Genomic DNA, 13,413 nt, shown 5'->3' with positions numbered 1-13,413 from the left:
GGCTCGCGGCCGCCGCGGAGCTGCTGGCGCCGCACGCGGCGCTGGCCGCGGCCGCGCAGTCGATGCGGGACAAGGCGAAGCGGCTGCGGGACAGCCGCTTCACCATCGCGCTGTTCGGCGCCTTCAGCGCCGGCAAATCGTCGCTCGCGAACGCGCTGATCGGCGAGCCGGTGCTGCCGGTGTCGCCGAACCCGACGACGGCGGCGATCAACCGGCTCGTGCCCCCGACCGGGGAGCACGCGCACGGCACGGCCCGCATCGTCATGAAGTCGCGCGAAGCGATGCTGGACGATTTGCGCTATTCGCTTGCGCTGCTTGGCGAAGACGCGCCGGAAGCCTTGGACGCCGCCGCGATCATGCGGGCGATCGACGGCTTGTCGCCGGATGCGATCGGCGCGGGCGGACGTCCGCATTACAGCTTCCTGCGCGCGGCGCGCACGGGCTGGCAGGAGCACGAGGCGCTGCTCGGGCGTCATCTCGCCGTCGATCAGGACAAATATGAACGCTACGTCGCGGAAGAGGCCAAATCTTGCTTCGTCAGCGAGATCGAGCTGCATTACGATTGCGCGTTAACGGCGCAGGGCATCGTCCTCGTCGATACGCCGGGCGCCGACTCGGTGAACGCGAGACATACGGGCGTAGCGTTCAACTATATCAAGAATGCGGACGCCGTCCTGTTCGTCACCTACTACAACCATGCCTTCTCCCAAGCCGACCGGCAGTTTTTGATGCAGCTTGGCCGGGTGAAGGATCAATTCGAGCTCGACAAAATGTTTTTCCTCGTGAACGCAGCCGATTTGGCCGCGAGCGGGGAGGAGCTGGCCGGGGTGCTGAAGCACGTGGAGGCGAACCTCCTGCAGCATGCGATCCGAAACCCCCGGCTGTTCCCGGTATCGAGCCTGCTGGCGCTGGACGGCAAGCTGTACGGCGACGCGGCCATGCTCGCGAAGTCGGGCATCGAGGCGTTCGAGCAATCGTTCCTGTCCTTCATTCAGCAGGATCTCGGACGTCTCGCCGCGGAATCGGCGGAGCAGGACGTGCAGCGCGCGGCCGCGACGGTGGCGGGCTGGCTGAAGAGCGCGGAAGGCGACGAGGCGGAGCGTGAGGCGGAGCTGCGGGACTTGCTGTCTGCCGTGGGCAGGTCGGAGGAAGCGATCGACGCCTTCCGGGACGGCGCGCTGCCGGAGCAGCTGAAGCAGGAGCTCAGCGAGCTGCTTTATTACGTTGTCCAGCGGATTCAATTCCGCTTCGGGGAGTTCTACAACCTGGCGTTCAACCCGGCTTCGCTGCAGGATGACGGACGCGATTTGCGCAAAGCGCTCTGGACGTCGTGGCTCGAGCTGCAGCGGCTCGTCGGGCTGGAGCTGTCGCAGGAAATGCTGGCGACTTCTCTGCGGATGGAACGCGGCATACATGCCGTGCTCGGGAAGCGGTACGAGAGCTTCGCTTTGGAGCTGGAAGCTTCAATCGCCTCTTATAAGGCGGTGCCTTACGAGGAAGCGGAGCTGCCGACGCCGGAGGCGCCGAACGGCTGGGAGGCCGGGGGCATCGACGCGAAGCTGCTGTGGAGCCGGTTCAAGTCGCCGCGCCATTTCTTCGAAGGCGAAGGCAAGGCGCTCCTTCGCAAGGAGCTGGAAGCCGCGGTCGTGCCTTCCTTGAACGGTTGGATGGCCGTTCAGGCTTCCGCTTGGACGGAGCTGTACGGCGGCATGTGGAAGCTCGCTTCCGAACGCGCCGGCGGCGCGCTGCTGAAGGATATGCGGGCCTACGCCGACGGCAAGCGGAGCACGCTCGCGGGGAGCGCGGACACGGCGGTGCTGAAGGAGCTGCATCGCAAGCTGATCGATCTCTAAACGTCAATGAATTCGGCATGTTTCATCGCATTTATAGCTAGGTGCTTTTGCGGGTGCAAGTACGCCCCGCAAAAGCATTTTTTTATTTAGTGTGTTTCTGTGCAAAAAGCGAGCAATTCGCACATGTTCATCACGATTTAAGACCATTTGGGAGGATGCGGGGGTTCCGATTTCCATATCGCCACAATAAGCGGTTTCAATCAACTATTCGCATATTTCTACCGTTTGCTACCGTTTACCGATGCTGATAATATTCATTCATGCTTACAAAATAGATACGGGGAGATGGATTTACTTGGACGTGTTAAGGCAATTGAAAGCATTTTATTGGAGGGATCGAAAGTTTCTGTTCTCTTCGATTTTGTGCTTAATGTGCGCGACGGCGCTCGGACTGGTCTATCCGAATTTGCTGCGTTTCCTGATTGACGACGTCATCGCGCCGCAGAAGTTCGAGTTGGTGCCGGCGCTGGCGTTCACGGTCGTCGGCGTAGTTGCTTTTAAGGGGTGCATGCAGTTTTTGCACGGATTTTTCGGGGGACGGCTCGGCAACAGGGTCGCCTTCCATATGCGAGACGCGCTGTACGATAAGCTTCAGACGCTGTCCTTTCAATATTACGACAAAGCGAAGACGGGAGACCTCATGTCGAGGCTGACGGCAGACCTCGAAGCGATCCGCCAATTCATCGGCTTCGGCTTCGCGCAAATTTTGAACATGGTGCTGATGATCACCTTCGGCGGCGCGATGATGCTGTCGATCCACTGGCAGCTGACGCTCATCACGCTCGTAACGATCCCGCTGCTCGGCTTCACGGCCATCCGGTTCGAGCGCCACATCCATCCGGCCTTTCGCGAGATGCGCCAAGCGATGAGCAACCTGACGACGGCCGTTCAGGAAAATATTACGGGCGTCAGAACGGTCAAATCGTTCGCGAGGGAAGATCACGAGGTTTCGAAGTTTTCGGTGCGCAGCGAGGCGTACCAGACGAACCAGGTCGGGGCCGCGAAGATTTGGTCAAAATTTTTCCCGGTTATGGAGCTTGTCGCGAACCTCAGCGCCGTCATCCTGCTCGTCACCGGAGGCATACTCGTCATAAACGGCTCGCTGAAGCTCGGCGAGTTCGTCGCCTTCTTCAGCTTGATCTGGTATATTATCGGACCGATGTGGGGTCTTGGCTTCCATATCAACAACTATACGCAGTTTAAAGCTTCGGGCGAGCGCGTGCTGGGACTTTTGAACGAGCACGTGCACGTCAAGAACATTGAACATGCGGTCGAGGCGAACGCCGATACGGTCACAGGCCATGTCCGTTTCGACCAGGTTACGTTCAGCTATCCGGACAAGGCGCCGGCCTTAACCGAAATCAACATCGACGCGCCTGCCGGCTCCGTCATCGGCCTGCTCGGGGCTACGGGCTCCGGCAAATCGACGATCATCCAGCTGCTCATGCGCGCTTACAACGTGAAGAAGGGTACGATTACCCTTGACGGCATCGATATCCGCGATTTGGACGTCGAGAGCCTGCGCCGCCTGATTGCGCCGGTCTTCCAGGAAACGTTCCTGTTCTCCGCATCGATCCGCGCCAATATCGCCTACGGCGTCAAGGACATTACGCAGGAGGAGATCGAGCGCGCCGCCAGGCTGGCCAAAGCGCACGACTTCATCATGGAGCTTCCGCTCGGCTACGACACGATCGTCGGGGAGCGCGGCATGGGCTTATCCGGCGGCCAGAAGCAGCGGATCGCGATTGCGAGAGCGCTGATCAAAAACCCGCGCATTCTCATTCTGGACGATGCGACGAGCGCCGTCGACATGGAGACCGAGCACGAAATCCAAGCCGGCTTCAAAGAGCTGATGGCGGGCCGCACGACGTTCATCATCGCGCACCGGATATCGTCGCTTCGCCATGCCGACGAAATTATCGTTCTCGACGAAGGCCATATCGTGCAGCGAGGCACGCATGCCGAGCTGATCGCGCAGCCGGGACGTTACCGAGACACTTACAACATCCAATACGCTGACGTACCGCAGGGCGAAGCCGCGAAGCAGGCTGCGCCGGCGGCCGAACGGAAAGGAAGTACCGTATAATGAGCGCAAGCAGCAAAGGCAGTGCCATCAATAAAAACGAACGTTTCGTCTACCAGGACGACGAGCTGATCGAAAAGCCGTTTAACTGGGGACAGCTGCGCAGGCTGTTCACGTATATGAAGCCATACATGAGGCAGCTCTCGCCCGTCATCGCGATGATGATTCTCGGAACGCTTACCCGCCTCGGGGTCCCGGCGCTCGTCATTCTGGCGATCGACGAGGCGATCTCTCCGGAGAACGGGGAGTCCAGCATTCCGAAGCTGCTGTTGTTCGCCGGTCTTATGCTTCTTTTATATATTATTCAATGGGCATCTAACACGTACCGGATCAAATATACGAACATTATCGGACAAAAGGTTATTTACGATTTGCGCAAGCACCTGTTCCAGCACATTCAGAAGCTGTCGTTCCGCTTCTATGACAAACGTCCCGCGGGATCGGTGCTGGTCCGGGTGACGAACGACGTCAATTCGCTGCAGGACCTGTTCACGAACGGGGTCGTCAACCTGCTCATGGACTGCGTGCAGCTCCTCGGGATCGTCATTATTCTGCTCGTGTGGAATTTCAAGCTCGGACTCGCGGTTATGATTACGGTGCCGCTTATGTTTCTCGTCTCGTCCTCGCTGCGCAAGCGGATCCGATTTGCCTGGCAGGACGTCCGCATCAAGCAGTCGCGCATTAACGCCCATTTGAACGAGAGCATTCAAGGGATGAAGGTGACGCAGGCTTACGTGCAGGAGAAAGACAACATGGGCTTCTTCACCAAGATGAACGGAGTGAACATGAAGTCTTGGGATAGGGCTTCCGCGCTAAACCAGACGTTCGGTCCGGTCATCGAGATTACGGCGGCGATCGGCACGTTCATCCTGTTCTGGTACGGCGCCCACCTGATTCAGCAGGACGTGATCACGGTAGGCCTGCTCGTCGGCTACGCGAACTATATCGGCAACTTCTGGGAGCCGATCAACCGGCTCGGCCAAATGTACTCCCAGCTTCTGATCGCCATGGCCTCCTCGGAGCGCATTTTCGAATTTATCGACGAGGAGCCGACGGTCGCCGAATTGAAGGAAGCGAAGCCGCTTCCGAAAATCAAGGGCGACGTGAAGTTCGACCAGCTCGTCTTCGAATACGAGAAGGGAAGACCGGCGCTGAAGGGCGTGACGATCGACGTCAAAGCCGGGCAGTCCATCGCCCTGGTCGGGCATACCGGCTCTGGCAAAAGCACGATCATTAACCTGCTGTGCCGCTTCTACGATCCGGTGCAGGGCCGCGTCCTAATCGACGGCATCGACATCCGCGACGTATCGATCGAAAGCCTGCGCTCGCAGGTCGGCATCGTGCTCCAGGATACGTTCATCTTCGCGGGCACGATCCGCGACAATATCCGCTACGGCCGCCTCGACGCGACGGACGCGGAGATCGTGAAGGCCGCGCAAGCCGTTAACGCGCACGACTTCATCATGAATTTGCCCGACGGCTACGACACGCAGGTCGAGGAACGCGGCAACGTGCTGTCCATGGGACAGCGGCAGCTGCTGTCGTTCGCGCGCGCTCTTCTAGCCGATCCGCGCATCCTTATTCTGGACGAAGCGACGGCGAGCATCGATACGGAGACCGAGCTCAAGATCCAGGAAGCGCTCAAGGCGCTCCTCGCAGGCCGGACGTCGTTCATGATCGCGCACCGGCTGTCCACGATCCGCCACGCGGACGAAATCATCGTGCTCGATCACGGCCGAATCGTCGAACAGGGCAACCACGATGCTTTGATCGCGAAGCGAGGCGTCTATAACGGGCTGATCGAGGCGCAATACCGCTTTTTATAACGATCGCTCGAATAAATAAGTTGATTTTTGCCATGCGAACCTCCACAATGGAAGAAAAACGCGCCGATGCGCCCGCTAGCTGCTCACAGCCGCTTGCGCGGGGGCATCGGAACGCTTCCAGGAGGTTCTTTTTTTGCATATGTATGGATCACCGCTGACGACAAATGCCCGCAAGCTGCTGCTGCTGGGCGCAGGCGAGCTCGGCAAGGAGGTGGCGCTGGAGGCGCAGCGCCTCGGGGTGGAGACGATCGCCGTCGACCGCTACGACAACGCGCCGGCCATGCAGGTCGCCCATCGCGGCTATACGACGGACATGCTTGACGGGGAGGCGATTCGCCGCATTATCGAGCGGGAACGTCCGGATTATATCGTGCCCGAGATCGAAGCGATCGCGACCGAGACGCTGCTTGAGCTCGAGCGGGAGGGACACACGGTCATCCCGACGGCGCGCGCCGCGCGCCTGACGATGGACCGCGAAGGCATCCGCCGTTTGGCGGCGGAGACGCTCGGGCTGCCTACCGCGCCGTACCGCTTCGCCGATACGCTGGACGAGCTTCGCGGGGCATCGGCCGAACTGGGCTTTCCGTGCGTCATTAAGCCGATCATGAGCTCCTCCGGCAAAGGGCAAAGCGTGTGCCGCTCCGAGGCGGAGCTTGAAGCCAGCTGGAATTACGCGATGGAGGGCGGGCGGGCGAAGAAGCAGCGCATCATCGTCGAGGGCTTCGTCACGTTCGAATCCGAAATTACGCTGCTGACGGTTCGCTCGGTATCCGGCACTTCGTTCTGTCCGCCGATCGGACACGTGCAGAAGGACGGCGATTACATCGAATCGTGGCAGCCGCACGAAATGACGGAGCGGCAGATCGCCGAAGCCGAGAGAATCGCGCTTCGCATTACGGACGAGCTGGGCGGTTACGGCATCTACGGCGTGGAGCTGTTCCTGACGAAGGACGGCGTCCTGTTCAGCGAAGTGTCGCCGCGTCCGCACGATACGGGCATGGTGACGATGGCGACGCAGGACTTGTCCGAATTCGCGCTGCACGTTCGCGCCATACTCGGATTTCCGATCCCGACGATCCGCCTGCTTAGCCCGGGCGCTTCCCATACGCTCAAGGCGGACCGCGAATCCGCATCGTTCCGGATCGGTGGCGTCGGCGAGGCGTTATCGGTTCCGAATACGCAGGTTCGCGTGTTCGGCAAGCCGGAGACGAAGGTCGGCCGCCGAATGGCCGTCGCGCTCAGCACCGCACCGGACGCCGAACGGGCGCGCGAAGCGGCTCGCATGGCCGCTGAATCGCTGTTCATCGAATACGGCGAATAACGGAGTTCTATCCGGAGCTGTCTCAAAAGGCCGTTAAGCGGCCCGAGAGACAACTCCGTTTTTTGTCGTACCCGCACATTCGTATCCGCACATTCTACCCCGCTCATTCGTTCGCGACGCTTCCGGTATCATTCAATCTTGTGTATTCCGGACAGGTTTCCTTTCCTTGACGATGTTAAGCTGTGCGATCGCGACGCTAATTTCAATAAATGAAACAAAATCAACTCTAACTCCATTCGCCACCGATTCAATTTCAAATATTGATATTAAACGGTCCGATCCGAGCTTATCCTTATCATATTATCCGAAGTAGTTTCAAAATTTGAAACTAATTCCCCGATGTTGCACCATCATTTGCATTTAGTTTCAGTTTCTGAAACTTTATCTCTAAAAAGAGGAACCTGTAATGTGATCGACTGCTTGGTATCGGCGGAAAAGGAGCTCATGCGGCCGCTCCGAGACAAATCGGATCTAAAAATTAGATCTGATGCGCTAACATGGGCTCGATATGGCGAATCAGGTCTTATTCGGCTATTCGTTCGTCCGTCCCCCCGGTTTCTTCCTGATCAATCCGGCGGCAAGGAGGAGCAACGGCAGCAATAAGCCCGTCGATATCGCATATGGGATATATACGGTCGAGTCGAAATCCATCATGTAAACGACGTTCGGATAGACGACGAGCGAGTAGGCGATCAGGATCATTCCGCACGGGAGCGCCAGCGGCCGGTAATCTTTGCAGCCGCAAAGCCGAGCGAGGCCGGCGGCGAATCCGTAAGCGTAAAAGGCGGCTTTGAAAAAAATGCTCAGAAACCACATGCCGGCCATTAAAATTTCGACCCGTTGAATAAAATTTCCGATATTTATTTTTTTGGCGAGCGCATAGCTGGGATACAGGTTTCTAGACGAAAAATCGGCTCCGAGTACCGAAATGCTGAGGTAGGTTACGATGACAATGAAGAGTCCGCCGATCACGTTGCCGACGAGGAGCGCCTTGCCGGCGCCTTGCTTCCGGTTCAAGGCGGCCGGAAAGAACATGAGAAAGAGGACAAGCGGCAGCGTGGCCGTGCCCGTATAGGCCAAAGAGGCTTTCGCAATCGGCTTAAGGCCGATCCCGACAATCGGTTTCACGTTCGCGAGGTCGATCTCGGGCAGCAGGAACAAGGCGGATACGATAAACAGCATGAGAAACCACGGGAATAAAATTTCGGCGGTGCGGGCGAGCACCTCCAGGCCAAGCCGGACGCCGATGACGACAAGTCCTCCGAACAGGACGATGAAGGCCCCGATCGGCGTTTCCGGCATAATCTGCGTCGTCATGAAATTGCCCATATAATACAAGACGGCGGAACCGCCGACAAACGAAAAGAAAATAAACGCGAGGGTTGCGAGCTTGCCCAGCCATTTCCCGAACGCGGCTTCCAGCATGCCGGCAAGCGTAGTATTCGGATACAGCCTTCCGATGGCGATATATAACGCGACAATCGCCATGCTTGCAAGCAAGCCGGCAATCGACGCGATCCAGGCATTCTGCTTGGCATCGGAGGCAAGCGTCGACGGGATGACGAGTATCGTCGTGCCGATCGTATAGAACATCGCGAGCACAGTGAATTGACGAATCGATATTTTCTCGCCGCCGGCCATCGTTATCCGCTCCCTTGGCAGTTATGCGTTATTTTTGGATCAATGGTTTCGTTTTTTACGGATTAAGCCTGCAACAAGCAGCAGCAGCAGCGGAAGCGCCAGACCGATCGCGAAGGAAAACGGGACATAGACGGTGGAATCGAATTCCAGCATGTAGACGACGTTCGGATAGACGACAAGCGAGCTTGCGGCAAGGATCATCCCTGACGGCAGCACAAGCGGCCGATAGTCCTCGCATTCGAACAGATGAGCCAGACCCGCGACGAAGCCGTAAGCGTAGAGCACGGTTTTAAAAAAAATGGTCATGAACCAAATGCCCGCGATCAAAATCTCGACCCGCTCCACAAAGTTGCCGATGTTGATTTTTTTGGCCAAAGCGTAGCTCGGGAACATGTTCCGTTCCGTGAAATCGGCCCCTAGAATCGATATGCACAAAAACGTGACGATGATCACGAATATTCCGCCGACCAGCGTCCCGATCAAAAACGCTTTGCCCGCTTCGCGCTTACGATTCAGGTTCGCCGGAAAAATCATAAAAAATACGATAAGCGGAAGGGAGGAATAGCTTATGTAGCTGATGGCGCCGCTCAGAATCGGTTTGAAGGCGATCTCGGCAACGGGCCTTATATTTTTCATTTCGATTTCAGGGAGCAGGAAGATCGTCAGGACGACGAAGAGAACGACGAACCAAGGAAACAATATTTCGGCGGTCCGAGCGAGCACTTCGAGGCCCAGCCGCAAGCCGAATACGACGAGGCCCGCGAACAAGACGATAAACGCTTCGATCGGCGTTTCGGGCATGACCTGCGTCGTCATGAAGTTGCCCATATAGTACAGCACCGTAGCCGCTCCGACGAAGGAGTAAAAAATAAAGAGCAAGGAAATCGGCTTGCCTATCCAGCCCCCCGTGAGGAGCGCGGCATATTGAACGATACTCCTGCGGGGGAACAAGCTGCCGAGCTTGACATACAAAGCCGTAATGATCAGACTGAGCAGCCAGCCCGCGAACGCGGCAATCCAGGCATTTTGTTTGGCGGTCGCGGCCAAGGCGGCGGGGATGACGAGGATTGTCGTCCCGATTGAATAAAACATGACGAGCACCGTGAACTGCCGTAGCGATATTTGAACTTTGCCCGTCATCTCGAATCCATCTCCCGTCATTCCTTTAACAGCAACTCCAGCATTCGGCTCGATGGCCGAAAGAGGGCATAGATGAGATCAAGCGGATTCGGGACGGGCGCGTCGAGGGAAACCGCGATGCATAGTCCGGTTCCGGCCAGAAGCAGCAGCGCAAACAGCCAAAGTTCCTTGATCTTACCCGCTTTGGCGAGCGGACGCATTTCGATTAGCGCGAAACCGGCCGCCGTAACGACGATCCCGAAGATGACCCACATCCGCGTTATTCCTCTCCTTCTTTGTGAAACGAATTGGCGACCGTGCCGATGCGCCGGATTTTGACGTCGGCCGTGACGAACACGTCCAGATCGGAGAATCGCTCGTTCCAATTTTGCTTTAACTGATTCCAGGCCGCGGGATTCTCCATCCTCATCGCTTCACCGAATCCGAATATATCCACCTTCAAGTCGCGCTGCACCTTTTTGACCGTATTCATAATATTGTCATGAACCCGCCGTTCGGCGATCTTCTCGAGTTCGGCGATCGTTTCGCGCTTCGTGATATCGATTTGGCATTCGACCTCGCCTATGTTGTCCTCCATGCTCACCTTGATCTCGATCCTCGGATTGCCGTTCGACATTTTCGCTTTAACTTTCGTTTTGGATTTCATGATCTCGACCGCGATCTTCTCGCCGTTCGGACAAGCCATCGAGCCTACGGTGTTTTTCACGTTGTCGGTCACGTAGTTGTAGCCTTTGCTTTCCTTTTCGTTTAAAAAACCGATGAGCTTGTCGTCGCGAAATACGGCAATGCCGGAAAATCTCAAATGACCGGGAGGCTTGATGATCTCGATGTTTTTCTGCGTTTGCCCGATTTGCTTGTCGACCACCTTGACGGCGGAGAGCGCGGGATTCTTTCCGTCGCTCACAATGTCGGATATGAGCTCGTCGAGCGTAACCGTCGCCGCCGGGGCCCATTCCTTCTGCGAAGTGTCCAGAGAGAGATACAGATTGTTGGCGGGAATTTTCTCGATCGGCGTCAAGATTTTCAGCACGTTCGACGCGGTAGTCCCCTTCGCGACGATCACGAAATAGTCGGTCCGCACCTCGTGATCGCGCGAAAAATGGTCAAGCGGCTTATGGATGCCCTCCCTCGCCAACGCTTCTCCGATGACGAGAACGCGAAGATGGGCCAAATAGATCGGCCTGGAGCTCATCGTCGTAATTTTGCGGATCGCTTCGATTACCGTCTCTCCCGTCGCTTCGTAGACGGTCACCGGCGCGCGGTTGCCGCTCGGCTTGGCGGCCGCGATCTCTCCGGGGCTAACCACTTGCGTCGTTACCTTGTACCCTTTGCCCGCCTTGTCGATTCCGATGCCGACCGAAATGCCGAGCTCGTCGAGCTCCCGACGGCTCCAGCATCCGGCCAGCAGCATGAAGAACAGGGAGAGGCATAACAGCATGGACAGCATCCGGATCATGGATTCATCTCCTTCCTTGATTGTTCCTATCCGCCGGCTTCGTAGGCTTCGAGGTTTGCTCGCGATTGACGTTCCGCTGATTGATTAACCGCGGGCGAGTGGACATTGCCCAGTGCGGCAGCCGAAAGATCGTGTCCTTATGATCGGCAGGAACGAACGGGGCGAACGGACTCATATACGGAACCCCGAAGGAACGGAGGCTGCACAAGTGCATGACCAGGGCGATGAGCGCCACGACAATGCCGAAGATGCCGAACGCCGCAGCCAGTCCCATGATGACGAATCGGATCATCCTGACCGAGATCGCCATGCTGTAGCCCGTTATGACGAAGCTGGAGATGGCGGTTATCGATACGACGATGACCATCGATGCCGATACGATGCCGGCCTCGACGGCCGCTTGGCCGATGACGAGCGTGCCGACGATCGATACCGCTTGTCCGATTGGACGGGGCATTCGGATGCCCGCTTCCCGAAGCACCTCGAAGGTTACCTCCATCATCAGCGCTTCGATGAAAGCGGGAAAGGGAACGCCTTCCCGCTGGGCCGCAAGGCTGATTAGCAGCTGCGTCGGCAGCAATTCCTGATGAAACGTCGTGATCGCAATGTAGAGCGCCGGACCGACCATGGCGATAAACAGGCTGATAAACCGGATAAACCGCAGCAGGGTGCTTATATCCGCTCGTTGATAATAATCTTCGGCCGTTTGGAAGAAGGAAATGAACAAGGTCGGAACGATAAGCACGAACGGGGTTCCGTCGACGAGAATGGCGACGCGCCCTTCCAGCAGCTCGGCCGCTACGTTGTCCGGCCGCTCGGTGTTGTTGATGGTCGGAAACGGCGAGAAGGCTTCGTCCTGGATCAGCTCTTCGATGTAGCCGCTCTCCAGCACGCCGTCGATGTCGATGCGGTCAAGCCTTGCCCGAACCTCCTCGACGACTTTGTCGCTCACGATTCCTTTTATGTACATGATAGCGACGTCCGTTTTCGTTACTTTGCCGATCTGCATCGTCTCGAGCCATAGATTCGGGTCCTTGATCTTCCGCCTGATCATCGACGTGTTCGTGCGCAGCGTCTCGGTGAATCCTTCCTGCGGCCCGCGCACGACGCTTTGCGCGACGGGTTCCGATACGCTTCTGTCTTTCCAGCCCCGGGTGCTTGCCGCGATGCCGACCGAATAGCCTTCCAGCAGCAGCACCGTCTCGCCGGATAGGATCGCGTTATAGAGCGAACGGAAATCCGCGATCTCCTTATTGTCCCCCAAATTCAGCGCCAGCGCCTTCAACGCTTCGAGCAGATTATCGCGGTCCGCTTCCCGGTCCAGCTCTTCGGCATAGCTTTTTTGCGTCTGGGAATCTAAAATGAAATCGGTGATTAGCTTTTTGTCCGCCAGTCCGTCCGTGTAAATAATCGCCGCATGCGCGCTGTCGTCTTTGCCGAACGTGATCTCGCGGATGATGATATCGTCGCTCCCGCCAAGGTCTTGTTTGATTTTTTGTATATTTTCCTTTAGCTCTTCCTTGATAGGTTCCGCTTTGGTATCGTTGTTCTTCATAGGCGTCCGTTCTTTCGTGGGGTAATCTGCCCGCGTTTGCGGATTGCGGCATTCGCGGGCATTTGTTATAGTATCATTTCAATGACCATTTTTATGCAGGCGAAAGAAACGGTGACGGGAGGAGCGATAGCATGGGCAAAAAAAGAAAGGCGCCGCCGGCGCAGCCCGGGAGAAGCGCGGCGCAGGGCGAGAAGGATCAAGCGGTGCGGCTGAACGAGCTGCTGAGCGCGGATGTCGTGAAGAAGCTGAAGGCGCAGGCCGAGGAGCTGTCGAAGCGGGAGGCGGAGCGCAAGGAGGCGATCCGGAAGGAAGAAGAAGAGAAGAAGAAGCAGGAGCGGAAGCGGCTGGAGAACGACTTCTCGTATTTGCTTGAAAACAGCGACACGAATTGGTCGAAGTACAAGTGAGCGCTGCGCGCCCGCAGCGGGGAAGATGCCGAACCGACATCTTCTTTTTTATATTTGGCGGCATAATGCGAGGGCGAATTGCGAAACATGGTAACATCTATCATTTTTATAGAAAAATCGCACCGGGATTC

10 protein-coding genes are annotated in these 13,413 nt (G+C 57.2%); 5 read left to right on the top strand and 5 right to left on the bottom strand.

The window, feature by feature from the left end; translation table 11 throughout:
- The 4 genes from IDH41_RS15015 to purT all read left to right on the top strand — a co-directional run.
- Window positions 1-1,853, top strand: a 1,853-nt coding sequence (locus IDH41_RS15015) for a dynamin family protein (protein ID WP_190862357.1), incomplete at its 5' end; no start/stop codon positions are given.
- Between the two features lie 295 nt (window positions 1,854-2,148).
- Window positions 2,149-3,939 (top strand): ABC transporter ATP-binding protein, encoded by a 1,791-nt coding sequence (locus tag IDH41_RS15010; protein ID WP_190862355.1) that lies wholly within the window; start codon window positions 2,149-2,151, stop codon window positions 3,937-3,939.
- A complete protein-coding gene (locus tag IDH41_RS15005) occupies window positions 3,939-5,762 on the top strand; it encodes an ABC transporter ATP-binding protein (protein ID WP_190862353.1) in 1,824 nt (607 codons plus the stop codon). The genes IDH41_RS15010 and IDH41_RS15005 overlap by 1 nt, the downstream gene beginning before the upstream one ends.
- Window positions 5,763-5,901: 139 nt before the next feature.
- On the top strand, window positions 5,902-7,083 hold the full coding sequence (gene purT, locus IDH41_RS15000) for a formate-dependent phosphoribosylglycinamide formyltransferase (RefSeq protein ID WP_190862351.1): 1,182 nt from the start codon (window positions 5,902-5,904) through the stop codon (window positions 7,081-7,083).
- 531 nt (window positions 7,084-7,614) lie between these two features.
- Here the strand turns inward: purT and IDH41_RS14995 are convergent.
- From IDH41_RS14995 to IDH41_RS14975, 5 genes are read right to left on the bottom strand one after another with little or no spacing between them, the layout of a single operon-like run.
- Window positions 7,615-8,724: a GerAB/ArcD/ProY family transporter gene (locus IDH41_RS14995; protein WP_190862349.1), complete on the bottom strand. Its 1,110-nt coding sequence runs from the start codon at window positions 8,722-8,724 to the stop codon at window positions 7,615-7,617.
- A gap of 39 nt (window positions 8,725-8,763) precedes the next feature.
- Complete coding sequence (locus tag IDH41_RS14990) at window positions 8,764-9,864, bottom strand: GerAB/ArcD/ProY family transporter (RefSeq protein ID WP_190862347.1); 1,101 nt, start codon at window positions 9,862-9,864, stop codon at window positions 8,764-8,766.
- Window positions 9,865-9,881: 17 nt separating this feature from the next.
- A complete protein-coding gene (locus IDH41_RS14985) occupies window positions 9,882-10,118 on the bottom strand; it encodes a hypothetical protein (RefSeq protein ID WP_190862345.1) in 237 nt (78 codons plus the stop codon).
- A 5-nt stretch (window positions 10,119-10,123) separates the two neighbouring features.
- The gene (locus IDH41_RS14980; protein WP_190862343.1) at window positions 10,124-11,320 is read right to left on the bottom strand and encodes a Ger(x)C family spore germination protein; all 1,197 of its coding nucleotides are present in this window, start codon (window positions 11,318-11,320) and stop codon (window positions 10,124-10,126) included.
- A 4-nt stretch (window positions 11,321-11,324) separates the two neighbouring features.
- Window positions 11,325-12,875 (bottom strand): spore germination protein, encoded by a 1,551-nt coding sequence (locus IDH41_RS14975; protein WP_190862341.1) that lies wholly within the window; start codon window positions 12,873-12,875, stop codon window positions 11,325-11,327.
- A gap of 131 nt (window positions 12,876-13,006) precedes the next feature.
- Between IDH41_RS14975 and IDH41_RS14970 the strand changes: the two genes are divergently transcribed.
- Window positions 13,007-13,282, top strand: coding sequence for a YqkE family protein (locus IDH41_RS14970; protein WP_190862339.1), 276 nt, complete (start codon window positions 13,007-13,009; stop codon window positions 13,280-13,282).
- Window positions 13,283-13,413 lie beyond the last annotated feature (131 nt).

The organism is Paenibacillus arenilitoris, assembly GCF_014705655.1.
In the GTDB taxonomy this organism is placed as follows: Bacteria; Bacillota; Bacilli; order Paenibacillales; family Paenibacillaceae; genus Pristimantibacillus; species Pristimantibacillus arenilitoris.
Note: the sequence above shows the minus strand (reverse complement) of the source record. Positions and strands in the feature narration are given on the sequence as shown.